Origin of the sequence: Bartonella sp. AP9QHHD, assembly GCF_042195625.1 — a bacterium.
GTDB lineage: Bacteria > Pseudomonadota > Alphaproteobacteria > Rhizobiales > Rhizobiaceae > Bartonella.
On record NZ_JBHIOP010000082.1, the window covers coordinates 81,456 to 105,925 of the forward strand.

Genomic DNA, 24,470 nt, shown 5'->3' on the forward strand with positions numbered 1-24,470 from the left:
AGATGCAACGGGGGAGAGCATCTTAGTGACGTAATCGGAATGGAGTGCTGGTATGGGTTGGACATGTGAACGCGTTGAGCTTCTTAAAAAGCTTTGGAGTGAAGGGTTAAGTGCAAGTCAAATTGCTGCTCAATTAGGTGGGGTCAGCAGAAATGCAGTCATCGGCAAAGTACATCGATTAAAGTTACCAGGACGTGGTAAGACAGCTCAAGGAAGCACGCGTGCGCAAAAAACTCCCGTGGGAAGCAGCAGCCCATCATCTCCACGTGTGCGTCGCAACACATCCACAGTATCGCCAATAAACACATCATCTGTAAGTATTGAAGAAACAGCTTTAAAGACAGAATTTGTAGTGGAAGATGTAAAAGAAGTTGATATGTCCACAAAATCCAATGTAGTTGTGCCTATATCACGTCAACTTAATCTTCTACAATTGAGTGAAAATACATGTAGATGGCCGGTTGGCGATCCATTATCAGCAGATTTTCATTTTTGTGGTGCAGATTCTGATGAAAATAGCCCCTATTGTGCCTTTCATGCTAAGCTAGCATTTCAACCAATATCTGAAAGACGTCGGATAAGAGTGTAATATCCTCAATTGAATCTCGTATTCTACGCCTTCTGCGCTTCGCTATTAAATTTTAATTATCGAATTATTATGAGAAAGAAATTTAATGGAGCTTTTAATGAATGAAAAAATTTCTTCATGAAACTATTCAACGAAACTGTATCCTTTGGTGCTATTGCGCAGCTGTGTGTTGTAAAGTTATATTCCTGTTTATTTTCACAATTTTCTTTAATTTAGTTGTACTGCTTTTAACACTATCCATAGCGACATCTTTTGAATAAGCTAGTTTCTCAATTTCTCATGTTTTTATGCTTCGTGTATTTAATAGAGTAATGCTGTGGTTTATAAAAATAATTTATCGCTTTGCAACCTGAATGAGATCCATTTATATCTCTCTCATTTTAAGTCCTCTTATATTGAATCAATCAAAATCTTTTGTTTGGGCGTCACGAGCGAGATGAGAACTGTGGAGAGTTAAAAACACTTAAAGAAAAGCATGCCTCTTATAAATGCTTTCAAGTGCCAAGGACTTAAAGGGTTGTTGCAACATTGGGAGATGGCAAAGTGTATGATGATGCCAGATTGCCCTTTTATTAAGTATAAAGATAGGGGGTGCTTCATGGATTTATCATTATACTCTTCACGGATGCCGTCGCAAAATAGGCTTGGGAGCGTTGAGAGATATTTCTTTAAAACAAGCCTGTGAATACATGCAATTCAATGTCATTCTGTTTTGCGTGAGGGATGTGCCCCGTTAAAGAATGCGATAAACAAAAGCGTGAAGCAATACGTAGAATGTAAAATAATATCTTTATAATTTTTTATAAAAAATTATAAAGAAGGGAATATTGTATTCAAGGCTCTTACGAAATATACAAAAACAATAAATTATAAGTATAAATAAATATAAAATCTAGAGCGACCACAATAACATCACTTTCCTTCTCCCGACACAAAACGGCGCAACCAAACATAAAGCGCACCTTCTCCGCCATGCTGACGCGCTGCTTGCTCAAACGCGTGGACATAATATCGAAAAGCTGGTGTTGATAACCAATACGGAACAAATCTATACAAAGCTCCATCGCTCCCAACGGATCGTCCTTTTCCTGTAATCACAAGGACATAACGCAATCCTCTCTGCTGAGAGGACTGTAGAAATTTTTTTAAGAAAAAATAAGCTTCTTCCTGCATATAACCATGGAGATCAAGACGCGCCTCAAGAGGACAACGACCTTGGGAAATTTTACGATATGCAACATGATCAAAGAAATGAATCTTTTGTGCTTGTGTAACTGACCTCTTTTCTCTTTTAATAATTGTCGAGGGTTGTTGATTTTCCTGAGACAATGAGGAGATTTGAGTTACAGGCTGTTTTTTATCATTAATATTTGCAATAGTTTCTGAAGCAGAAGAGAGCATCTTACCGTGAAGCGGTGTTATCGTACGACAAACCATCTCCCATAAAAGACGATCTTGTGAAGCCAATAAATCTCTTTTTTGTCTCCATTTACTTGAGGACATTTTAATTTCTCATAAATCATTGAATGCTTATGGAAGAAAAACAAAAAGTATTTTAATTTTCATTTTCTGTAGCAAAAAGCTTCCAGTTGGGATCTGACGATAAACTATTGCGAACAAAAGTCCAAATATCCCTGATTTCTACAATAGCATCAGGATCACCGTCTATACGCTCGCCCTGTTCATTATAAGTAACAGAAATCATCTCACTGACAATACGTATTGTTAAAAGTTCATCTTTTTCTTGTATTGCCGCCGCAACAAATTCGGCCTTATTAATTCCAACAAAAGTGAATTCTATTCTTTCTTTATTTTTTTCTCGTTGCTCAATAGCCATACAAAAGCTCTCAAAAACATCCTGACAAAGCAAGCTTTTAAGTTGATTGCGATCACCTTTGGCAAAAGCTGTTACAATCATTTCATACGCAATTTGTGCACCTTTTATAAAAAGTTGAGGAGAAAAATGAGGATCAATTCTATGAAATTCCCGCAAATTTTTATTCAAAACACTCCCCTCCGGTGAAATTTTATCAATTTCACTAAAGTCGTCTTTTTGTGAATTTTTCTGATGAGGGAACGAAACAATATTATCAGCCGTTTCTGCTTCAACTTGTTTTTTAGAACGTCGTGAATAAGGATCAAAGGGTGGCTTTTCAAACCCAATTCGTTTCCCTAATACATTACGGAGTTGCACAAAAATAACAACCATAACAACAAGAGCTATGACAAGTATAACGTCAAATTCCATAGGCGCTATCAATCTCCAAAGCTTAAGTCTCTAATAAACATTGCAGTCAATACCATTTATCAATAAATATGTAAAATAAGGAATCTTATCATTCAAATATTTTTATAGATTTTGTATTTAAACGGAGTTCTCTTAAGAATTTCTCCCCCTACTCATCTAGAAGGAAACTTTCATGTGATAAAACTTTATTCTATAAATCCTCGTTTTTTTGTTGTTATCTTTCTTTGCATTCTTTTAATCGAGATTGCTGGTTTTATCTTTGTTGGTCAAGAAATTGGTATTTTGGCAACCTTGAGCTTGGTTATTCTCACAACCATAGTTGGGGTTGTTTTATTGCGAATTCAAGGGATTAGCCTCTTAAAAAATATACAAAATGAACTTATCCAAGGACGCACATTAGAGAATAATATTATTAATGATGCTTTCATCATGTTTAGTGCAATTTTACTTATTCTTCCCGGCTTTGTAACTGACCTCTTGGGAATATTACTTCTTATTAAACCAATTCGCTCTGTTGCTTGGTATTTCTTTGCATCATTAAAAAACAAAATGAATCCCAATACTAAAAGAAAAAATGACTCTGAAAAAATAATTGATCTAAAAGCAGAAGATTACACAATTCATGATACGACAGAATCTCCATGGCGCAAAAATGATGATAACCATTGAAATACCTAAAAAATCTGTAACAAACTAAAAAAATATTCAAGATAAAGAGCGCATTTCTTGCAACCTTTTGCAAGGCGTGATAACCAATCTGGTCTTTAGATCTAAAATAAATATACATATTATAATGGAAGAGGTTTGTCGTATGGCCGAAGATGAAATGAATAACAGTGGTGGAGAGCCGGTTTTTGCTGTATTAACTCAATATTTAAAAGATTTATCATTCGAAAACCCTGGTGCTCCTCGTTCATTACGTGCACGTGAAAAATCACCACAAATTGATATCAATATTAACGTCAATGCTAACCCAATTGGTGATGACAATTATGATGTCGTTTTGTCTCTCTCCGTCAAAGCCAATGATGAAACTGAAACCTTATTTCATGTAGAACTTATTTACGGTGGTGTTTTCCACCTTAAAAACATTCCACAAGAACATGTTATGCCACTGGTCTTTATTGAATGTCCCCGTCTTTTATTTCCATTTGCTCGCCAAATTATATCTGATGCTACTCAAAGTGGTGGTTTTCCACCTTTGTGGATTGATCCTATTGATTTTGCAGCACTCTTCCAAAAGCGTCTTTCTGAAGAGCAAAAAGACAATCAAATACAGCCCTCTTAAAAAATTTATTTTTTTGCTATCAAAAAGCCCCTTGATATATTATTGGTATATTAGGGGCTTTTTTCCTTTAGACGACTTTTGCGGCATGATAAGCCGCAAGCATTGCAATATTGACAACATCTGTATCGCTCCCACTAAACGGTACAATTTGGACAGATTTTTCCAATCCAATTAAAATAGGACCAATGATAGTTGCTTCACCGAGTTCTTGTAACATTTTGCTTGCAATGGAAGATGCGTGATATCCAGGCATAACCAAAATGTTAGCAGGCTCCGTTAATCCCATAAATGGATATTGCTGCATCAATTTGGAATTGAGCGCCACATCAGCGCTTATTTCTCCATCAAACTCAAAATCAACCTTGCGTTCGTGCAAAATATTAATTGCATCCTGAATTTGCTGCGTCGTCTGCCCTTTCATGTAGCCAAACGTAGAAAATGCTAAAAATGCTACCCGTGGTTGATACCCAAATCCACGTACAAACGAAGCTGTTTGTTCCGCTATATCAGCAAATTCTTCAGCATTAGGATTTTCATAAACAGCTGTATCGGCAATAAACACAGTTCGGCCACGGCAAATGGCCATTGAAATACCAATCAATCGTTCTTTTGGTTTTTCATCAATTGCCCGACGTATATCGATCAACGCTGTTTCATAATTGCGTGTCACCCCTGTAACCATTGCATCAGCATCTCCTAGTGCCACCATACACGCAGCAAAATAATTGCGATCATTATTGATACGACGATGACAGTCACGCAACAGCCAGCCTTGACGCTGCATCTTTTTATAAAGATAATTCGCATAAGCATCTGTACGGCAAGAAAGCTTGGCATTTATAATAGAAATACCTTCACGCTCCAAATCAATTCCAGCGATAACAGCTGCTTCTCTTATTTGCTCTTCCCGACCAACCAAAATCGCTTGTCCTAATTTTTGATGAACATAAGAAACGGCTGCCCGCATAACTTGTTCTTCTTCACCTTCTGCAAAAACAATTTGTTTTGGCGCTTGACGAACGTGGTTATAAACCCCACGCATTATCGAAGAAGTAGGATCACGCCTCGCATTTAAATCACGCTCATAGGCCTCTAAATCATCTATGTTCTTTTGTGCAACACCGCTTTCCATTGCTGCTTTTGCTACCGCTATTGAAACAACTGTGAACAAACGCGGATCAAAAGGAACGGGAATGATATAATTAGGACCAAATTTTAATCGCTTTCCACGATAAGCTTCTGCAACGCTGTCAGGTACTTCCTCATGCGCTAAATCGGCAAGAGCCCTTGCCGCAGCAATCTTCATGTCTTCATTAATAACTGTTGCACGCACATCAAGCGCACCACGAAATATATAAGGAAAACAGAGAACATTATTAATCTGATTTGGATAATCGGAACGCCCTGTTGCAACAATAGCATCATGACGCACTTGCATAACCTCTTCCGGTGTAATTTCTGGATCGGGATTGGCCATAGCAAAAATGATCGGCTGCGGCGCCATGGATTTTACCATTTCAGGGGTAAGAGCACCTTTAGCAGAAACCCCGAAAAATATATCTGCTCCTTCCATTGCTTCCATAAGCGTACGTTTATCCGTTTGAATAGCATGCGCAGATTTCCACTGATTCATTCCCTCTTTACGACCTTCATAGACCACACCCTTTGTATCACATAATATGATATTTTCAGAACGAAAGCCCATTGCTTTAATCAGTTCAATACAAGCAATCCCAGCAGAACCAGCACCATTACAGACTAACCGCGTATTTTGCATATCGCGCCCTGTTAAAGTCAAAGCATTGAGAACACCCGCAGCAACAATAATCGCTGTACCATGTTGATCATCGTGAAAAACAGGAATATTCATCACCTCGCGTAGGCGGCTTTCAATCATAAAGCACTCAGGTGCCTTAATGTCTTCAAGATTGATTCCACCAAAAGAAGGTTCTAAATGACGCACCAAATTGATAAAACTTTCCGTATCATTTATATCAATTTCTAAATCAATGGAATCAATATCCGCAAAACGCTTAAACAGCACTGCTTTGCCTTCCATGACCGGCTTAGAGGCAAGTGCACCTAAATTGCCTAACCCTAAAATAGCGGTTCCATTTGAAATAACAGCAACAAGATTACCTTTTGCTGTATAATCATAAGCTAGCGCTGGATTTTGAGCAATTGCCTTAACTGGAACGGCAACACCTGGTGAATAAGCAAGTGCTAAATCATGCTGTGTTGCCATAGACTTTGTTGCAATAATCTCAAGCTTTCCTGGTCGACCACGACTATGAAAATCTAGAGCTTCTCTTTCGCTCGCACTGTAAACAGTTTGAGACATTTTCTGATCCTGCTCGCTCTTTTTCATCTCACTTTATTTTCTCCAAAAACAGTGTAAATTTTGCTTGATAATGCGTATAGTCATTAAATTTGATTCATATATTAGAAATCGCTATTCTTGCCTTAGCAAATCTGATGATGCGTTGCAATTTAGAGATAAATAGATATTGAAGTAAACAAAAAAGAGTAAAAACTTCACTTAAAGGAAACAGGCCTCGTACAAATGGATAAAAAAAACAATCATAAAAATAATTTAATTCCACAGCCTGCCTCCCCATCTGCTTCCTCTCAAGAACGTCTTACACCTATGATGGAGCAGTACATAGAAATCAAAGCCGTCCATCATGATTCCCTTCTCTTTTACCGAATGGGGGATTTTTATGAATTATTTTTTAATGATGCGATTGAAGCTGCTCAGGCTTTAGGAATCACACTCACAGCACGCGGAAAACATTTAGGACAAGATATTCCTATGTGTGGTGTTCCCGTTCATGCTGCAGATGATTATTTACAAAAACTGATTGCTTGTGGTTACCGAGTTGCTGTTTGTGAACAAATAGAAGATCCTGCTGAAGCAAAAAAACGTGGCTCAAAATCTGTTGTTCGGCGTGATGTTGTTCGTCTTGTAACACCTGGAACAATAACAGAAGAAAAACTCCTTGATCCAACACGCGCAAATTATTTGATGACACTTTCCCGTATAAAAACTAGCGATGGAGAGGAATTTGCTCTTTCTTGGATTGATATCTCAACAGGCATATTTCGTGTAACAGAGAGCCGCCAAGAAAAACTTTTAGCAGATATTATGCGTGTGGATCCACAAGAAATCATTGTTTCTGATTCATTTTTTCATGATAAATCTCACAAGTCACTTTTTAGTGTTCTTGATCGTATCGTTTCACCTCAACCTGCTTGTCTCTTTGATGCACTCACCGCTGAACGCGATATTTGCAATTATTTTAAACTCTCAACTCTTGAAGGCGTTGCCGATTATTCACGCTGTGAACTCTCTGCAATTGTAGCTGCTATTCGTTATATCGAAAAAACACAAATCACGCATCGCCCTCCCCTCATGCAGCCTGAACGCCAAAATGAAAGTGCAACTCTTTTTATTGATGCCGCAACCAGACTAAGCCTTGAACTTATTCGAACGACATCAGGTCAACGGGATGGAAGTTTATTAAAAGCTATTGATCGCACTGTAACAGGAGGAGGATCACGCCTTCTTATTGACCGCCTTATTGCTCCCCTCACCACTCCTTCAGCTATTGATACGCGTTTGGATTCTATCGATTTTTTTCTACGTAATCCTTCTCTTGCAGAAGCGATAAAGCTTATTTTAAAGGGGGGACCAGATATGCCCCGCGCCGTTTCACGTTTGGCTCTTGGACGAGGAGGTCCCCGTGATATGGCGACAATCCAGCGTGGCTTTGAAATCATTCGTGAATTGCATCAACTTCTTGATAATGAGCTTCTGCCTCAAGAAATAAGTGATGTACAACAGGTGTTCTCAAACTTACCCACAGCGTTATACTTTCATTTAGAACAAGCATTAGCTGATGATCTCCCACTCCTTAAACGTGATGGTGGTTTTATTCGTTCCAATTATCATAAAGAGCTCGATGAAATGCGTGCTTTACGTGATGAATCTCGCCGTGTCATTGCTGAACTTCAAGCGCAATATGCCCAAAAAACAGATATTAAGACGCTTAAAATAAAGCATAATAATATTCTAGGTTATTTCATTGAAGTAACCAGTACACAAGCATCTGCTCTTACAAATAATCCAGAAGCTAAAGCAAGTTTTATTCATCGGCAAACAATGGCAAACGCTATGCGTTTTACGACAACAGAGCTTGCTGACCTTGAAAGCCGTATTGCCCATGCTGCCAATCACGCATTGACACTTGAACTAGAGATTTTTGATATTCTCGTTCATGAAATTACCGAACAAGTTGATTTTATTCGTAAAGCCTCTGAAGCACTTGCTATTTTAGATGTCTCTGTCGCTTTAGCATATCTTGCTGAAGAACAAGGATATTGCCGCCCTAAAATTGATCTTTCACTTACCTTTCGCATTACAGCAGGACGCCATCCTGTCGTCGAGCAAGCACTCCGCAAACAAGCAGCAGAACCTTTTATTGCCAATAATTGTGATCTCTCTGTGCAAGAAAATCAGCAATATGCAGCAATCTGGCTGTTGACAGGGCCTAATATGGGAGGAAAATCAACTTTTTTGCGGCAAAATGCTCTTATTGCTATTATGGCGCAAATGGGGTCCTTCGTTCCAGCAACTTCAGCACATATTGGTGTCGTTGATCGCCTATTTAGTCGCGTTGGGGCTTCCGATGATCTTGCACGAGGGCGCTCAACCTTTATGATGGAAATGGTTGAAACAGCAACGATTCTCAATCATGCTAGCCACCATTCCCTTGTTATTCTTGATGAAATAGGACGTGGAACATCAACCTTTGATGGACTTTCTATTGCTTGGGCTGCTGTTGAATATCTCCATGAAGTTAACCATTGTCGTGCTATTCTTGCTACCCATTTTCATGAAATGACTGCACTTACCGAAAAACTTGACAGACTGCATAATGTAACCATGAAAGTCAAAAATTGGGATGGTGATGTAGTTTTTCTTCATGAGGTCACACCAGGAGCCGCTGACCGTTCCTATGGTGTACAAGTCGCAAAGCTTGCTGGACTTCCCCCAGCCGTTATTACACGAGCAACAGATGTACTCCATCAATTAGAACAAGGCGAAATGGCTGGAAAAGGACATAAACTCATTGATGATTTACCTCTCTTTTCTCTTAAAGCAACATCTCCCGTCAATGAAGAAAGAAACAAACATTGTGTTCTTCACGAAGCTTTAAAAAATATCCATCCCGATGAACTCTCTCCTAAACAAGCTTTAGAAGCAATTTACCACCTCAAACAGCTTGAAAAGAGTAACCCTTTATAGAAAACAGATGTTATTTTTTATTAAAAAACCTTCTTAATAGGAGATAACGTAACCATTTTTGATATACCACAGCATAAACAGTTATTTATCGTATTCCCATCGCTTTTCTACATAATATATTTTGATAAGTGTAATTGCCTATAGGCAAAACCCTATGCATTATATTTCATATTCCCTTAGATTAATATTGGCTCTTATACAAAAAATTGGTCAAGATCGGCTATTTTTACAAGATAGTCGTTTTTTGTAAAGATTGTCATGAAATCTCCTCCACCTTGCAAATACGCCATATTTAATGAATTGTGCTTTTTCACGATCAATATTATTGTTATCATAGCAATATTTTTAGTTTAAAACTGTCAGTGTTGGAATACCATCCCATTTTGTATAATAAATTCATGGATAATGGGTCTCGTATTTTCTTCACATTTTAAGTTATAAAGAGCTCTTTTACTGTTTTCATATGAAACATATAATCAGATATATCACAGCTGTACTTTATTTTCATAAACATCCTTCAACTCCTTCCCACACCTTAATGGATAAGAATTTTCATTCGAATCAAGTCTGCAAATAGTCCAGCTTCTAACGGATTTTCCTTGACTTCCTAATCATGTGCTTCTCTTAAACTCAAAGCTTTACAAACAAGTCTAAGAATATTCACCACACACTAAAAACACACTTAATATTTAAGGAAGATGCCGTATATCACAGCTCTAAATGACAGTGTTTTTACGGTACAACAAGATAATGCCACCAGTACAATAAATATCTTTCATAAATTATGAGTAATAAGAAATCATAATCTCATATAAGATTGGAATATGATATGAAAAGTAATTATACTGTATCTGTCTTACATAGCTGCTAAAATAAGCAATCTACCGCAGTTTTTAGTTGTATTGATAGCTTTTTAATCATACTCATCATGACTCGAAATATTCTGATAAGTTCATAAACTCATAAAATAATTAGCTTAGAATATCGTGCAAAAGATGCAAAAAATCAGAGCACTATCTCTATTCAACTCATCAAATATTACGTACTGCACCCTTTGCAGCAGATGTGGTCATCGCTGCATAGGCTTTGAGAGCCTTTGAAACTTTACGCTGACGCTTCTCAATCGGTTGCCAAGCGCCTTTTCCTTTTGCTTCCATCTTAGAACGGCGCTGGTTCATCTCAACGTCATCCACCAACATATGAATTCTACGATTTGGAATATCAATTTCTATGATATCCCCCTCTTCCACCAACGCAATTTCTCCTCCTTCAGCAGCTTCTGGTGAAATATGTCCTATTGAGAGCCCTGAACTTCCACCTGAAAAACGTCCATCTGTAACAAGTGCACAAACCTTGCCTAATCCTTTAGATTTGAGATAACTCGTTGGATAAAGCATTTCTTGCATTCCAGGTCCACCACGTGGGCCTTCATAACGGATTAAAACAATTTCACCTATTTTAATCTTATCAGTTAATATAGCTGAAACAGCTGAATCTTGGCTTTCAAAAATTCTTGCCGGACCTTTAAAAGTTAAAATTGATTGATCAACGCCTGCTGTTTTTACAATGCAGCCATCTTTTGCAAGATTCCCATAAAGAACTGCCAATCCTCCATCTTGTGAATATGCGTGTTCCCTATCGCGAATCACACCTTTTTCACGATCAAGGTCAAGGGTCTCATAGCGACAAGATTGACTAAAAGCTGTCTGTGTTGGAATACCACCTGGAGCGGCACGATAAAATGCATGAACTGTTGGCTCATTAGTTTGCTTTACATCCCAGCGGTAAAGAGCTTCTTTCATTGTTTTTGCGTGAACCGTATAAGTTGATGTATCAATGAGTCCTGCCGCATCCAGTTCACCTAAAAGCCCCATAATACCACCAGCGCGATGAACATCTTCCATATGTACATTTGCAACAGCAGGAGCAACCTTACATAAAACAGGAACACAACGTGAAAGATGATCAATATCCGTCATGGTAAAATCCACCTCACCTTCTTGCGCTGCAGCTAAAAGATGCAGTACTGTATTGGTTGATCCCCCCATGGCAATATCAACGGTCATTGCATTTTCAAAAGCCTTGCGTGAAGCAATAGAGCGCGGCAAAACTGTTTCATCATCTTCTTCATAATAACGTTTAACCAATGCAACAATCTGTTTTCCAGCTTCTTCAAAAAGCATTCGTCGATCTGCATGTGTTGCTAACATTGATCCATTTCCGGGAAGAGAAAGCCCCAATGCTTCCGTTAAGCAATTCATAGAATTGGCCGTAAACATTCCTGAACAAGAACCACATGTAGGACAAGCAGCACGCTCCATTTCAGCAACTTCTTCTTCTGAATTTTGTTCTGAAGCTGCTGCAACCATGGCATCGACCAAATCAACCGTTAGATCTTGATCCTTCCATTTAATCTTACCTGCTTCCATAGGACCGCCTGAAACAAAGATTGTCGGAATATTCAACCGTAAAGCAGCCATTAACATACCAGGTGTAATTTTGTCACAATTAGAAATACAAACAAGTGCATCTGCACAGTGTGCATTAACCATATACTCTACAGAATCAGCAATGATTTCACGTGAGGGCAACGAATAGAGCATTCCATCGTGCCCCATCGCAATTCCATCATCTACAGCAATGGTATTAAATTCTTTCGCAACACCACCGGCAACTGCTATCTGTTGTGCGACTAATTGCCCAAGATCTTTTAAATGAACATGCCCTGGTACAAATTGTGTAAAAGAATTCGCAATCGCAATAATGGGTTTACCAAAATCAGTATCTTTCATCCCTGTTGCACGCCAAAGTCCGCGGGCTCCTGCCATATTACGCCCGTGGGTTGATATTCTTGAACGGTAAGAAGGCATTATTTTTTTCCCCTCAAATAATTCCATTTTGCTTGTTGTGCTGTAACTTCATTATAAAAACAAGAGCTTTAATATTCAAAAGAGAAAAATACCTTGTACTGCGGCATTTGAAGCACAAAATTAAAAGCTCTGCATAAACTTTTTCATAAAGCCTTTGTTTTTTATTACCTGTTAATCAACATCTAATCCCTGTGCAAGTCCACGTTTGAGACAAATATCAAAACGCTTCAGTATGACACGAACTGTTCCAGATTTTTGTATGCCAGATTTGGTTAGCATATTGCATCTATCTGTTTGCGTAATTTCTGGAATTGGAAAGAATATAAAGAAATCGTGATAAAAATCTATCATCTCCTTATAATTCAGCTTTACACCTTTCAAACGCATTCATAAAAATATCTTTTAAATAATGATGACGCATTATCTCATGCTTTTGTTTTTACACTCTTCAATAGAGCTACTCCCCTCAGGAAGAACAAAACACACCAAACAAAATACACTTGTATAGCCTTTATACTCATTTTAAAGAGACATCTTTCAATGCACTCGAGCCCATTTCACGATAGCGCCTATGAATGGTATAACAGCCCCCGTGAATAATATAAATCTATAAGGGACATCTTCACACTTATGAAGAAGAAAACTGACACCATCATACATTTTTTTATCCCCATATCGTGAACGTCCTTGGTAATTGAGACAATTAAAAAGAGATATTTTTATTCCTTTCTTCAAGTGTTTTTATCCACATGGCTCTCCCTGCTTATGACATCAAGCAAGTGACTTTAATTGTTTCAATATAAGAAGATCTCAAATGAGAGAACCTTATGATATTCGGGACTCTCATTCCAGTTGTAAAAAATTAATTATGAATATAAATCAATACTTAATCTCATTATAACTCACATTACACCCTTTACGAAAAAACAGATAGAATTTATAAAGAGTACAGCTTTTTCTCGTAAGGTAATCTAGTGCAGAGTTACAATTTGTAGTTCATGCTCATTGGCTCCAGCAAGGGCGATAGAACGCTCATCGGATAAAATGATAGGATAACCTGTTTCACCAAAGAGAGCCCATATCGTAATGCCTGGGGTCATCGGTGGAAGATCTGGAAAGTTTTTAGCCAGATCATCTGTACAAACTTTTTTTAAATAGGCAATCTGTCCCGCATCAGAGTAGGATGTGTTCTGAAACGACAAGTTTTGTTTGTGTTCTCCCATTTCACTGTTCCTTTACGCCTTAACTTTTATGACTCACCACTACTGACTTTAATTGGAATCTGTTTTATTTCTTTTTTTAATTTTGGTTGATACAGATTAATTGATAAAAGACCATTTTTCAACTCTGCATTTGTAACATGCATCCCTTCCGCGAGAACAAAGGTTCGCTGGAATTGTCGCGCAGCTATACCGCGATATAAATATTGATGATTTTGGTTGTCTGTTTGTTTACCATGAATAACCAATTGATTATCATCGAGTAAAATATTAAGATGGTTAATCTTAAATCCAGCAACAGCCAAAGTTATCCGGATATGATTTGCATCATCACTTTTATGCAAACGTTCAATATTATAGGCTGGGTAAGCCTCATCAGCTTTACCGATACGTTGCAATATTTTTTCTACGGTTTCAAACCCTAAAAGAAAAGGATTGGAGAAAGGCGTCACATGTGTCATTCATGAGTATCCTCTTTAAAACGGCTTTACTTGACCAAACTCTATAAAAGTGTTCGCTGCACTCCTCTCATATGGCGAGCGTGAATGATAACTTCAAGAGAGAAGATTTAAGAGAGTTCAATGCCTCAAAGTAACATAAAATTATCAAAGGTGCGAAATTTATCTAGTATATTGTATAATAAAGATGAAATTGCGGAAATATTTCGCCGTTTTTCTGTGCAACGCCCAACACCTAAGAGTGATCTTAACTACATAAATACTTTTACACTTTTAGTTGCCGTTGTGCTTTCGGCTCAAGCGACAGATGTAAGCGTTAATAAAGCGACAAAAGAATTATTTTGCCTTGCTGATCAACCGGAAAAAATGGTTGCATTAGGGGAAGAAGAAATAGCAAATCATATCCGTTCAATTGGCCTTTGGCGTGCAAAAGCACGTAATGTTTATGCGCTTTGCAACTGTTTAATTGATTATTATGGCGGTCAAGTACCCGATACGCGTGAAGCACTCATGGCCCTTCCTGGAGTGGGGCGCAAAACGGCTAATGTGGTCTTGAATGTTGCTTTTGGTCAGCCTACATTGGCAGTAGATACACATATTTTTCGCTTAAGCAATCGTCTTGGTTTGGCGCCTGGAAAAACACCAGAAATTGTTGAGAAAAAATTATTAAAGATTATACCGGTTCATTATATTCGCCATGCGCATCATTGGCTGATTTTACATGGTCGCTATATTTGTCAAGCCCGTAAACCACAATGTACGCAATGCATTATTGCCGATTTATGTAAAGCAGCCATCAAAACAAATGCAATTCCAGCACCTTTGGTTGAGCTTCAAGGCAATGGAGCACCGATTTTTTTGTAATACGGTCTTGCTATTTTGTGTATACTAGCTTATGAAAACGTCTTTAAGAGCCGCCCGGCAGGGCATGCCGTGGCTGTTTAAATGCTTGTTCAAGCGTTGGTCCGCTTGAGTGAATAAAATGTTTGATTGAATAAATTAATGTACGGAGTAGCAAAATGCCCAAGATGAAGACCAAATCATCCGCTAAAAAGCGGTTTAAAATCACTGCGTCAGGCAAAATTAAAGTAGCAGCTGCCGGTAAGCGCCACGGCATGATTAAGCGTTCGAATAAATTTATTCGCGATGCACGTGGAACAATGGTTTTGTGTGAACAAGATGCTAAAAAAGTCATTCAGCATTATTTGCCGAATGGTATTTAAACCTTACGCTTTTGATTTTGAGGAGATTATAATATGGCTCGTGTGAAAAGAGGTGTGACAGCACACGCTAAGCACAAAAAAGTTCTTAAACAGGCTGAAGGTTTTTACGGTCGTCGTAAAAATACCATTCGTGCAGCTAAAGCAGCGGTTGATCGTTCAAAGCAATACGCTTATCGTGATCGCAAAAATAGGAAACGTACTTTCCGTGCTTTGTGGATTCAGAGAATTAATGCGGCTGTTCGCGCAGAAGGTTTAACTTATGGACGTTTTATTGATGGCTTATCAAAAGCCGGTATTGAGGTTGATCGTAAGGTTCTTTCAGATATAGCAATCCATGAGGCAGAAGCATTTTCTGCTTTAGTTGCTTCGGCAAAAAAAGCTTTAGAATATTTAAAAGATACGACACCTAATGCTTTCGAAGGCGCTGTCAAATAAGCCAGTCGTGTTCTCTTAAAGCATTCATTTATTCGAGGTCCCGTGCTGGCTATTGCGAGTGCGGGTTTTTCTTTATTAAAAAATAGGCAAAAATATGAATGATATTGAGCGTCTGGAACAAGAAATTTGTTTAGCCTTAGAGGCAGCAGGTGATGAACAAGCACTTGAAGAAGTGCGTATTGCAGCATTGGGTAAAAAAGGTAGTATCTCTGAAAAATTAAAAGAATTAGGAAAAATGGATGCTGGCGAGCGCCATAAAGTTGGACCAGTTCTTAATGGATTAAAAAATCGCATTTTAGAATTATGGGCACAAAAGCGTGATCTTCTGAAAAGACAGGCAATGGATGTCCGTCTTTCTCGTGAAACAGTTGATGTTACCTTGCCTGTTCGCTCTTCACCTATAGAACGGGGACGCATTCATCCTATTTCACAAGTGATTGAGGAAATTATTGCCATTTATACAAAGTTGGGTTTTTCTCTTGCAGAGGGACCTGATATTGAAACAGATTATTATAATTTTACAGCATTGAATTTTCCTGAAGGGCATCCAGCGCGTGAAATGCATGATACCTTCTTTTTTGATGTTGATAAAATGGGAGAACGAAAATTATTGCGAACCCATACATCACCCGTACAAATTCGCACACTAGAAAAACAAAAAGCACCGATACGAATCATTATTCCTGGAAAAACTTACCGCATGGATTCGGATGCAACACATTCTCCCATGTTCCATCAGGTCGAGGGTCTTGTCATTGATAAAACCTCCACCATTGCACATATGATGTGGCTGCATGAAACTTTTTGTAAAGCATTTTTTGAAGTTCCCTCTGTAAAAATGCGTTTTCGTCCCTCTTTTTTCCCTTTTACCGAACCATCTATGGAGGTAGATATTCAATGTGATCGTTCTGGTTCAGAAGTAAAGTTCGGAGAAGGGCAGGATTGGTTGGAAATTTTAGGATGCGGAATGGTGCATCCCCAGGTGTTGAAAAATGTTGGTTTAGATCCAGATGAATATCAAGGTTTTGCATGGGGCATGGGCATTGATCGTATTGCCATGTTGAAATACGGTATGCCTGATTTGCGGGCTTTTTTTGATGCTGACCTGCGTTGGTTAGACCATTATGGCTTTCGTTGCTTTGATATGCCTGCTTTTTTTCCTAATAGAAATGTGTGATCTTAGTCATCGCTTTCATGTGAGGTTTTAAAATGAAGTTTACATTGTCCTGGTTAAAAGATCACTTAGAAACAAATGCATCTTTGAATGAAATTTGTGAAAAATTAACCGCTATAGGTCTTGAGGTTGATTACGTTGATGATCGGTCTTCTTTAAAAGGTTTTGTGATTGCAAAAGTTTTAACAGCAATAAAGCATCCTGATGCAGATAAACTTCAAATTTTATCAGTCGATACAGGGACTTCCACACCTGTTCAAGTTGTCTGTGGAGCACCAAATGCACGCGCAGGTCTTGTTGGTGTTCTGGCACTACCAGGCACTTATATTCTAGGACTTGATGTAACATTATCTGTAGGAAAAATCCGAGGTGTTGAAAGTTTTGGGATGATGTGTTCACAAGCGGAGCTTGAATTATCAAATGAGCATGATGGGATTATTGAACTTCCAGAAGATGCACCTATTGGAGGTTCATTTGCAGCTTATGCTGGTTTAGATGATCCGGTTATTGATATTGGTTTGACCCCTAATCGTTCCGATTGCACAGGTGTTCGTGGTATTGCACGTGATCTTGCTGCCGCTGGAATGGGAAAATTAAAAGAATTATCCTTGTCAAAATTTGATCCTTCCTTTGAAACACCTCTCGATGTTTCATTAGATTTTTCGCAAGATTCATCATTATGTTTAGGTTTTGCTTGGCGTGAAGTGCGCAATGTTCAAAATGGTGCATCACCACAGTGGATGCAACAGCGTTTGAATGCAATTGGTCTGAGACCGATTAATGCGCTTGTTGATATGACCAATTACATCAGTTTTGACCTTGGTCGTCCGCTCCATGTTTTTGATGCAGATAAAATTAAAGGTAATTTGTGTGTACGTTGCGCGCGTGAAGGAGAGCAGCTTCAAGCACTGAACGGAAAAATCTATCATCTGGGCCCTAAGAATTGTGTCATTGCAGATGACGAGGGGGTTGTTTCGATTGCCGGTATCATGGGCGGTGAAAGAACGAGTTGTGATGAAACAACACATCGCATTATTATTGAATCGGCGCTTTGGGATGCGCGAAGCATTGCACAAACAGGAAGAGCATTAGGTCTTATTAGTGATGCACGTTATCGATTTGAACGAGGTGTTGACCCGGCTTTTATAGAAACAGGACTTGAGATTGCAACAGAATTGGTCTTACGTCTTTGTGGTGGTGAAGTATCTAAAAAGAAGATCGTTGGCTATCAGCAACAAGAAATCAAACAGATCGCTTTTCCTTTTTCTGAAATTAAACGTTTAACAAATTTGGAAATAGAACCTGAAAAAGTCATCTCTATTTTAACAAAACTTGGATTTTTTGTTGAAGGAAAAGGAGAAGTCGTTACGGTAAAAGTACCATCATGGCGCCCTGATATTATGGGTAAAGCCGATTTGGTGGAAGAGGTTATGAGAATTTATGGGTTAGATAAAATTAAACCTATTCCTTTGGAAAACTTTGCAGAAGGAAAAGATCAAATTTTAACATGCGCACAAATTCGTTCACGTGCTACACGTTTGGCTCTAGTGCAACGTGGTATGAAAGAAGCGGTGACATGGTCTTTTATTTCTGAAAATCAAGCTCTTGCTTTTGGAGGAGGTCAAGAAGAGCTTAAATTAGTTAATCCTATTGCTGCTGATATGTCAATGATGCGTCCTTCCCTTTTACCTGGCTTGATTATGGCAGCACAAAGAAATGCTGATCGTGGTTTTTCCGATCTTGCTTTGTTTGAAGTTTCAAGTATTTATGAGGGCGACACCCCTGATAAACAACACCGTGTTGTTAGTGGAATTCGTCGCGGAACAGAGCAATTTAAAGGGGCTGGGCGTTTTTGGAATGGAAATGCAACCGTCGTTGATGTTTTTGATGCCAAAGCAGATGCTTTAGCTATTTTAGAAGCATGCGATATGGATGTTGGGAAAGTGCAGATTGAAGTTGGAGCACCGGATTGGTATCATCCTGGTCGTTCAGGTGTCATAAAACTTGGATCAAAGATTATTCTTGGTTTTTTTGGTGTTTTTCATCCTGCTACATTAGAAAAGTTAGATGTCAGTGGCCCTTTATGCGGCTTTGAAATTTTTCTAGATCGAATTCCAGAATCAAAGAAAAAAACGACCAAAAGCCGTCCTCCTTTGAAACTCTCACCTTTTCAAATGGTGCGGCGTGATTTTGCCTTTATAGCGGATAAAACTGTTGCCTCTTCTCTTATTATTCGTGCGGCAGGTGGAGCTGATAAAAAACTTATTCATTCAGTGCAGGTTTTTGATATTTTTGAAGATTTAAGCTTTGGTGAAGATAAAAAATCTGTCGCAATTGAAGTAACTATTCAGCCCATAGAACGGACTCTAACAGATGAAGATTTAGAAAAGCTTGCCTCAAAAATCGTGGATAATGTTACCAAAATGACAGGTGCATATTTGCGCTACTGAGTATTCTCATTTTTTATGAGATATTTTACATGAAGTGGGAGCTTGTTTGAGTACTCCCTTTTTGTTTAGCACTCAAGAGCTATAGAGCTTCTTGAAAGGGGATCTTATTACCAAAACAAGCTGCTTAAATCATCAGTTTTTTCAATATGAAAAAACTGTTTTTAAACATCTTGAAAAGTTATTTTTTCTCTTAATCCTTCATTGCAAATGTAAAAGATAACTGCTATTGCTAAATGATAATGCAAATTATTTGCAATAAAAAGAAGGCATATAAAGGAAAGAGAGAATCAATGAACGTAAGAACGTTTTTCACCATAGTTTTTGGAAGTGTTATTTTTTTTACACCCAATTTTGCTTTGTGTGCTGGTAAATTTAAAGCTGTTACGACATTCACTATCATTGCTGATATGGCACGCAATGTAGCAGGTGATGCCGCTGATGTTGAATCCATTACAAAACCAGGTGCGGAAATTCATGAATACCAACCCACCCCACGCGATCTTATGCGTGCTCAGGGAGCTAACCTTGTATTGTGGAATGGTTTAGAGTTAGAGCTTTGGTTTGAAAAGTTTTTTCAAAATATCAAGGATGTTCCAAGTGTTGTTGTTTCAAAAGGTATTGTACCCATTAAAATTGGTGAGGGCCCCTTTAGCGGTAAACCCAATCCTCATGCGTGGATGTCACCGACCTCTGCTTTGATTTACGTTGATAATATTCGCGATGCTTTTGTAAAATATGATCCTGAACATGCTGAAATTTATAAACAGAATGCTGAAATTTATAAACAGAAAATTCGTGCAACGATTGATCCAATTAGGGCTGAATTAGAAGCTGTACCGCAAGATAAACGTTGGCTTGTGACTAGTGAGGGGGCTTTTAGCTATTTGGCGCGTGATTTTGATCTAAAAGAACTTTATTTATGGCCCATCAATGCTGACCAACAAGGAACACCACAGCAGGTCAAGCATGTTATTGATATGGTTCGCAAATACAATATTCATGCAGTTTTTTCTGAAAGCACTATTTCCCCTGCGCCTGCTAAGCAGGTTGCCAGAGAAACAGGAGCTAAATACGGTGGTGTTCTTTATGTTGATTCTTTAAGTGAGAAAAATGGTGAGGTACCCACTTATATTGATTTATTACGTGTCACGAGTGGGCGTATTAGCAATGCTTTAGTAGAGGGAGTAAAAAACCAATGACGGAATGTGGAATTTTTGCCCAAGGAGTAACGGTAACATATCGTAATGGACATACAGCTTTACGCGAAGTGAATTTTGAAAGTCCAAAGGGTTCTATTACGGCATTGGTTGGTGTTAATGGATCCGGTAAGTCAACGTTATTTAAAGCGATTATGGGGTTTGTACGCCCCTCAAAGGGAAAAATTCGTATGTTTGATTTGCCCGTTGATATAGCTTTGAAAAAAAATCTTATTGCTTATGTTCCTCAAAGTGAAGATGTTGATTGGAATTTTCCTGTCTTGGTTGAAGATGTTGTATTGATGGGGCGGTACGGTCATATGAATTTCTTTCGCTATGCCCGTACACAAGATTATGAGGCCGTTCGTATTGCCTTAGAACGCGTTGATATGTTGGCTTTTGCCAAGCGCCAAATTGGAGAACTTTCTGGTGGACAGAAAAAGCGTGTTTTCCTAGCGCGCGCGCTTGCACAGAAAGCAAAAGCTATTTTATTAGATGAGCCGTTTACAGGGGTTGACGTTACAACAGAAGATAAAATCATTGCTTTGTTACAAGATCTCCGTAAAGAAGGAGCAGTGATCTTGGTTTCAACTCACAATTTGGGTTCTGTTCGCGAATTTTGTGATCATACAGTTTTAATAAAAGGGACTGTTTTAGCTTCTGGGTTAACAGAAAAAATCTTTACAAAGGAAAATCTGGAGAAAACTTTTGGAGGGTCTTTGCATCACCATATTTTTGATCTTCAAACCACAAAAAAAAATGATGTTTTCATGGGAAGAAAGCAGTCTAGCGTTTGTGAAGATATTGAAAGAGTGGAGCACGTTGCATGATTTCTTGGTTGCTTGAGCCACTGAGCTATCAATATATGGTGAATGCAATGTGGGTTTCTGGGTTAGTTGGGTGTGTTTGTGCCTTTCTTTCAGCTTTTTTGATGTTAAAAGGTTGGTCATTGATTGGTGATGCACTTTCCCATTCGATTGTTCCTGGTGTAGCAGGAGCTTACCTTTTAGGGTTACCTTTTTCACTCGGCGCTTTTTTTTCTGGTGGTCTTGCAGCAGCAGCAATGCTCTTTTTTAACCACCGGACAAAGCTTAAAGAAGATACCATTATTGGGCTCATTTTTTCTTCCTTTTTTGCCTTTGGGTTGTTTCTCAAATCATTAAAACCAATGGCTGTTAATATTGATACGATTGTTTTGGGAAATATTTTAGCAGTGAGTTCAACAGATATTCTACAATTGGCTTTTATCGGCTTTGTTTCGTTGCTTATATTGCTTTTGAAATGGAAAGATCTTCTTGTGTCATTATTTGATGAAACGCATGCGCATGCCATTGGATTAAACGTAAAATTTTTAAAGATTCTCTTTTTCACATTGCTTGCCGCTTGTACTGTTGCTGCGATGCAAACCGTTGGAGCATTCTTAGTCATTTGTCTTGTTGTGACACCTGGGGCAACGGCCTATCTTTTAAGTGATCGTTTCGTGAACATCTTGGTTATTGCAGTTGTAATTGGAACCTTCACAAGTGTCTTGGGTGTTTATGTGAGTTATTTTTTGAATGCACAAACGGGGGGGGTTGTAGTGCTTTTTCAAGCATCTTTATTTGTTTTGGCTTTTATTTTTGCTCCTAAACATGGGTTTATTGCTGCGCGCTTACGCATAAATGCGGCAAAAAAGGGTGTAATATTATCATGATTGATCAATTACTGCTTCCATTTCAGTTTTCTTTTATGCTTAAGGGTATGCTTATTGTCATGATTCTTTCTATTCCCATGGCGATGCTTTCCTGTTTTCTTATTTTGAAAGGATGGGCGCTGTTAGGCGATGCCATTTCTCATGCAGTTTTTCCAGGTGTTGTTGTTGGTTATATGACAACACCATGGGTAATCGCATTTTTAACTTCTTTGCCATTTGCTTGGTTTCAGCATATGCGTCCAGAGAATATTACAATGACTTTGATTACTTGCGGTGCTTTTGTTGCAGGAATGGTGTGTGCACTATTAACGGGTTTTTTAGGGAGCAATAGCCGTATCAAACAGGACACGGTGATGGGTGTGGTCTTTTCTTCAATGTTTGGTTTGGGGCTTGTTTTAGCCACGTCTATTTATAGTAGCTTAGATTTGAATCATATTCTATTTGGTAATCTCTTGGGTGTTAACTGGCTTGATATAACGCAGACGGCAATCATTTCTGCTGTTGTCACTTTTATTTTAGCAGCAAAATGGCGCGACTTTATGCTGTATATTTTTGACACAGTTCAAGGACGTGCAATGGGGTTACCAATATCTCTACTCCACTATACCCTGCTAACGATGATTTCTCTTACAATTGTTGCGGCTTTGAAAGCTGTAGGTATCGTACTCGTTATTTCTTTACTGATAGCACCAGGAGCAATTGCCTATCTTGTCACAAAGCGGTTTTCTTTTATGTTAATGATCGCGATACTTGTTGCAGCTTTTTCTGGTTTTTTAGGGATTTATCTCAGCTTATTTATCGGCTCTGATTCTGCTTCCACAATTGTGTTGATCTTGACGTTGATTTTTATGGCTATTTTCATGATGATTTTCTTTCGTCGAAACACAGTTCAAGAGACTTGAAAGTGTTAAAATTCATGCATATCAGCCATGCATTTTTATATATTGTTTCTCATTTTTATTTTAATTAGAGTTTGGGGTGCTAGGTTATTTTTCCTCCTAATATCTAGCAGGTGAATGCAGTAAATTTTCTCCCCCCCCCAACACTGCATTCTTAATTAAGAGGCTGCATTGATTTTTTCTGCAGCCTTTTTATTTTTTTGTTTTTCTAAAATCTCTCCTCTTTTCTTGAAATCATTTAAAATGATTATAATATTGTGTAAGCTATTCGGTATTTTCAAGGAACTTATAACAGCAAAGACACTTACGCATGAAGGGGTAGAGCGTAATTGTACACTCAGACATGTAAACAGAAAAAAACAGATACAATGTTTTTGTATAGGGTTTTGCGTAGAGGAAAATAGTACGAGAAAATGAAAAAAGATTTGAAGATATCGCACCCTTTACGTATCTGCTATTATATAGCAGGGTGGGCGATGGTTATATTAGGTATTATCGGTGTCGTATTACCTATTATGCCAACTGTGCCTTTTTTATTGGTTGCCTCATGGTGTTTTACGCGTTCTTCTCCACGTTTTCATCAATGGTTGAATAATCATCGTATTTTTGGTCCCCCTATTAAGCGATGGGAAGAAAAAAAAGCAATCTCTCCATTCGTTAAAGTTTTTGCAATGATGAGTATGACAGGAGGATTTTTATCCTTTTTTGTAATGCTACACCCTCCTTTGTGGATTTCTTTACTTGTTGCGGTTATATTATTGCTGATTGCCATTTATATTGTAACACGTCCATCTTCCTAATGATAAAAAAGGCTTTATGGGATACTCTTTTTAGCTTCAACTTATTTGTAAAAACTATGAGAACTTTTAAGTTTTGAATATAAGCTCTCCATTTCCAAAATGCATATGAAATAGCAAGCTTTTTGAACGCAATTAATTAATAATATGTTTGTGAAATAATTTTTATGAACACTCAAAATGTTCTCACTTGGTAAACAATGATAAATCACATTCATGGAAGAGAGTCATTATTTTTGTAAAGCATGTTTGTATGAATCTCTACATATACATCATTAAAAAGTCATTGATATGATAGTCATTTCTTTCTAAAAGACATTTCGTTTGTTTTCATATCTCTTAATGAGGATATAATACAAAGCTTACTAAACACCATCATTTTTATACTTATACAGTTAAGAAGCCGGTCTATTATATCAATCTTTAATGTTACATCTGTTATTAACTTAAGAATAATTCATAAGAAACAACAGAGTTTTTCAAATGGTTTTATATATACACGCATTCTTATTATAATATGCGAATAAATAATTTCTCTGTCTTTGTATAAAGCTTATTCGAAATAAAAATATTATTGCATTCTCTGTTTTTAATAAAGTCATGCCCCTCACGTAAAACAAAA

The 24,470-nt window shown here is 38.0% G+C and carries 20 protein-coding genes and 1 pseudogene; 15 read left to right on the forward strand and 6 right to left on the reverse strand.

All coding sequences use genetic code 11. The features are described 5' to 3' along the window. The first annotated feature begins 52 nt into the window (after nt 1–52). Both ACFIK4_RS05960 and ACFIK4_RS05965 read left to right on the forward strand, forming a co-directional pair. Nucleotides 53–589 carry a GcrA family cell cycle regulator gene (locus ACFIK4_RS05960; RefSeq protein WP_375617530.1) on the forward strand — a complete coding sequence of 179 codons (537 nt, stop codon included), beginning with the start codon at nt 53–55 and terminating at the stop codon, nt 587–589. A gap of 528 nt (nt 590–1,117) precedes the next feature. Beyond that, nucleotides 1,118–1,366: pseudogene (locus tag ACFIK4_RS05965) on the forward strand (Arm DNA-binding domain-containing protein); the annotation flags it as partial. Nucleotides 1,367–1,501: 135 nt separating this feature from the next. Here ACFIK4_RS05965 and ACFIK4_RS05970 read toward each other — a convergent pair. Both ACFIK4_RS05970 and ACFIK4_RS05975 read right to left on the reverse strand, forming a co-directional pair. Next, nucleotides 1,502–2,092: a Smr/MutS family protein gene (locus ACFIK4_RS05970; protein ID WP_375611420.1), complete on the reverse strand. Its 591-nt coding sequence runs from the start codon at nt 2,090–2,092 to the stop codon at nt 1,502–1,504. Nucleotides 2,093–2,144: 52 nt separating this feature from the next. Further along, nucleotides 2,145–2,837: a Tim44/TimA family putative adaptor protein gene (locus ACFIK4_RS05975; protein WP_375612823.1), complete on the reverse strand. Its 693-nt coding sequence runs from the start codon at nt 2,835–2,837 to the stop codon at nt 2,145–2,147. Nucleotides 2,838–3,011: 174 nt separating this feature from the next. Here ACFIK4_RS05975 and ACFIK4_RS05980 point away from each other — a divergent pair, with 174 nt between their 5' ends. Together ACFIK4_RS05980 and secB are read left to right on the forward strand one after the other, a co-directional pair. Beyond that, nucleotides 3,012–3,506: an FxsA family protein gene (locus ACFIK4_RS05980; protein WP_375675441.1), complete on the forward strand. Its 495-nt coding sequence runs from the start codon at nt 3,012–3,014 to the stop codon at nt 3,504–3,506. A 142-nt stretch (nt 3,507–3,648) separates the two neighbouring features. Beyond that, the gene (gene secB / locus ACFIK4_RS05985) at nt 3,649–4,125 is read left to right on the forward strand and encodes a protein-export chaperone SecB (RefSeq protein WP_375611417.1); all 477 of its coding nucleotides are present in this window, start codon (nt 3,649–3,651) and stop codon (nt 4,123–4,125) included. Between the two features lie 67 nt (nt 4,126–4,192). On the opposite strand, the gene ACFIK4_RS05990 is transcribed toward secB, so the two are convergent. Beyond that, the gene (locus tag ACFIK4_RS05990; protein WP_375611416.1) at nt 4,193–6,493 is read right to left on the reverse strand and encodes an NADP-dependent malic enzyme; all 2,301 of its coding nucleotides are present in this window, start codon (nt 6,491–6,493) and stop codon (nt 4,193–4,195) included. A 195-nt stretch (nt 6,494–6,688) separates the two neighbouring features. Between ACFIK4_RS05990 and mutS the strand changes: the two genes are divergently transcribed. Continuing rightward, nucleotides 6,689–9,433, forward strand: coding sequence for a DNA mismatch repair protein MutS (gene mutS, locus ACFIK4_RS05995; protein ID WP_375611415.1), 2,745 nt, complete (start codon nt 6,689–6,691; stop codon nt 9,431–9,433). A 1,031-nt stretch (nt 9,434–10,464) separates the two neighbouring features. On the opposite strand, the gene ilvD is transcribed toward mutS, so the two are convergent. The 3 genes from ilvD to ACFIK4_RS06010 form a co-directional block, all read right to left on the reverse strand. Next, complete coding sequence (gene ilvD, locus ACFIK4_RS06000; RefSeq protein WP_375638162.1) at nt 10,465–12,303, reverse strand: dihydroxy-acid dehydratase; 1,839 nt, start codon at nt 12,301–12,303, stop codon at nt 10,465–10,467. Between the two features lie 971 nt (nt 12,304–13,274). Then, the gene (locus tag ACFIK4_RS06005; RefSeq protein WP_012754519.1) at nt 13,275–13,526 is read right to left on the reverse strand and encodes a DUF1150 domain-containing protein; all 252 of its coding nucleotides are present in this window, start codon (nt 13,524–13,526) and stop codon (nt 13,275–13,277) included. A 26-nt stretch (nt 13,527–13,552) separates the two neighbouring features. Further along, nucleotides 13,553–13,984, reverse strand: a complete 432-nt coding sequence (locus ACFIK4_RS06010) for an Hsp20 family protein (RefSeq protein ID WP_375612819.1) — start codon at nt 13,982–13,984, stop codon at nt 13,553–13,555. A gap of 120 nt (nt 13,985–14,104) precedes the next feature. Here ACFIK4_RS06010 and nth point away from each other — a divergent pair, with 120 nt between their 5' ends. From nth to ACFIK4_RS06060, 10 genes are all read left to right on the forward strand, one after another. Beyond that, nucleotides 14,105–14,845, forward strand: coding sequence for an endonuclease III (gene nth, locus ACFIK4_RS06015; RefSeq protein ID WP_375612818.1), 741 nt, complete (start codon nt 14,105–14,107; stop codon nt 14,843–14,845). A gap of 155 nt (nt 14,846–15,000) precedes the next feature. Then, nucleotides 15,001–15,204 (forward strand): 50S ribosomal protein L35, encoded by a 204-nt coding sequence (gene rpmI, locus ACFIK4_RS06020; protein ID WP_183193590.1) that lies wholly within the window; start codon nt 15,001–15,003, stop codon nt 15,202–15,204. A gap of 33 nt (nt 15,205–15,237) precedes the next feature. Continuing rightward, the gene (rplT, locus tag ACFIK4_RS06025) at nt 15,238–15,639 is read left to right on the forward strand and encodes a 50S ribosomal protein L20 (protein ID WP_012754515.1); all 402 of its coding nucleotides are present in this window, start codon (nt 15,238–15,240) and stop codon (nt 15,637–15,639) included. A gap of 94 nt (nt 15,640–15,733) precedes the next feature. Continuing rightward, nucleotides 15,734–16,816 (forward strand): phenylalanine--tRNA ligase subunit alpha, encoded by a 1,083-nt coding sequence (gene pheS / locus ACFIK4_RS06030; protein WP_375611410.1) that lies wholly within the window; start codon nt 15,734–15,736, stop codon nt 16,814–16,816. Nucleotides 16,817–16,848: 32 nt separating this feature from the next. Then, complete coding sequence (gene pheT, locus ACFIK4_RS06035; protein ID WP_375611409.1) at nt 16,849–19,263, forward strand: phenylalanine--tRNA ligase subunit beta; 2,415 nt, start codon at nt 16,849–16,851, stop codon at nt 19,261–19,263. Nucleotides 19,264–19,553: 290 nt separating this feature from the next. Continuing rightward, the gene (locus ACFIK4_RS06040) at nt 19,554–20,462 is read left to right on the forward strand and encodes a metal ABC transporter substrate-binding protein (protein ID WP_375611408.1); all 909 of its coding nucleotides are present in this window, start codon (nt 19,554–19,556) and stop codon (nt 20,460–20,462) included. After that, nucleotides 20,459–21,289, forward strand: a complete 831-nt coding sequence (locus tag ACFIK4_RS06045; RefSeq protein ID WP_375638161.1) for a manganese/iron ABC transporter ATP-binding protein — start codon at nt 20,459–20,461, stop codon at nt 21,287–21,289. The genes ACFIK4_RS06040 and ACFIK4_RS06045 overlap by 4 nt, the downstream gene beginning before the upstream one ends. After that, nucleotides 21,286–22,152, forward strand: coding sequence for a metal ABC transporter permease (locus ACFIK4_RS06050; protein ID WP_375611406.1), 867 nt, complete (start codon nt 21,286–21,288; stop codon nt 22,150–22,152). Before ACFIK4_RS06045 ends, ACFIK4_RS06050 begins: the two co-directional genes overlap by 4 nt. Further along, on the forward strand, nt 22,149–23,054 hold the full coding sequence (locus ACFIK4_RS06055; RefSeq protein WP_273790250.1) for a metal ABC transporter permease: 906 nt from the start codon (nt 22,149–22,151) through the stop codon (nt 23,052–23,054). Before ACFIK4_RS06050 ends, ACFIK4_RS06055 begins: the two co-directional genes overlap by 4 nt. 410 nt (nt 23,055–23,464) lie before the next feature. After that, on the forward strand, nt 23,465–23,851 hold the full coding sequence (locus ACFIK4_RS06060) for a YbaN family protein (RefSeq protein ID WP_375611405.1): 387 nt from the start codon (nt 23,465–23,467) through the stop codon (nt 23,849–23,851). The last annotated feature ends 619 nt before the right edge of the window (nt 23,852–24,470 follow it).

Excerpts from the sequence above, each read along its gene's own strand:
- ACFIK4_RS06045 (WP_375638161.1), top strand. The coding sequence starts at position 20,459 with ATGACGGAATGTGGAATTTTTGCCCAAGGAGTAACGGTAACATATCGT.
- rpmI (WP_183193590.1), top strand. The coding sequence starts at position 15,001 with ATGCCCAAGATGAAGACCAAATCATCCGCTAAAAAGCGGTTTAAAATC.
- ACFIK4_RS05990 (WP_375611416.1), bottom strand. The coding sequence starts at position 6,493 with ATGAAAAAGAGCGAGCAGGATCAGAAAATGTCTCAAACTGTTTACAGT.
- ACFIK4_RS06050 (WP_375611406.1), top strand. The coding sequence starts at position 21,286 with ATGATTTCTTGGTTGCTTGAGCCACTGAGCTATCAATATATGGTGAAT.
- ACFIK4_RS06055 (WP_273790250.1), top strand. The coding sequence starts at position 22,149 with ATGATTGATCAATTACTGCTTCCATTTCAGTTTTCTTTTATGCTTAAG.
- ACFIK4_RS05975 (WP_375612823.1), bottom strand. The coding sequence starts at position 2,837 with ATGGAATTTGACGTTATACTTGTCATAGCTCTTGTTGTTATGGTTGTT.
- ACFIK4_RS06040 (WP_375611408.1), top strand. The coding sequence starts at position 19,554 with ATGAACGTAAGAACGTTTTTCACCATAGTTTTTGGAAGTGTTATTTTT.
- mutS (WP_375611415.1), top strand. The coding sequence starts at position 6,689 with ATGGATAAAAAAAACAATCATAAAAATAATTTAATTCCACAGCCTGCC.
- secB (WP_375611417.1), top strand. The coding sequence starts at position 3,649 with ATGGCCGAAGATGAAATGAATAACAGTGGTGGAGAGCCGGTTTTTGCT.
- ACFIK4_RS06010 (WP_375612819.1), bottom strand. The coding sequence starts at position 13,984 with ATGACACATGTGACGCCTTTCTCCAATCCTTTTCTTTTAGGGTTTGAA.
- rplT (WP_012754515.1), top strand. The coding sequence starts at position 15,238 with ATGGCTCGTGTGAAAAGAGGTGTGACAGCACACGCTAAGCACAAAAAA.
- ACFIK4_RS06005 (WP_012754519.1), bottom strand. The coding sequence starts at position 13,526 with ATGGGAGAACACAAACAAAACTTGTCGTTTCAGAACACATCCTACTCT.
- pheT (WP_375611409.1), top strand. The coding sequence starts at position 16,849 with ATGAAGTTTACATTGTCCTGGTTAAAAGATCACTTAGAAACAAATGCA.
- ilvD (WP_375638162.1), bottom strand. The coding sequence starts at position 12,303 with ATGCCTTCTTACCGTTCAAGAATATCAACCCACGGGCGTAATATGGCA.
- pheS (WP_375611410.1), top strand. The coding sequence starts at position 15,734 with ATGAATGATATTGAGCGTCTGGAACAAGAAATTTGTTTAGCCTTAGAG.
- nth (WP_375612818.1), top strand. The coding sequence starts at position 14,105 with ATGCCTCAAAGTAACATAAAATTATCAAAGGTGCGAAATTTATCTAGT.
- ACFIK4_RS06060 (WP_375611405.1), top strand. The coding sequence starts at position 23,465 with ATGAAAAAAGATTTGAAGATATCGCACCCTTTACGTATCTGCTATTAT.
- ACFIK4_RS05960 (WP_375617530.1), top strand. The coding sequence starts at position 53 with ATGGGTTGGACATGTGAACGCGTTGAGCTTCTTAAAAAGCTTTGGAGT.
- ACFIK4_RS05970 (WP_375611420.1), bottom strand. The coding sequence starts at position 2,092 with ATGTCCTCAAGTAAATGGAGACAAAAAAGAGATTTATTGGCTTCACAA.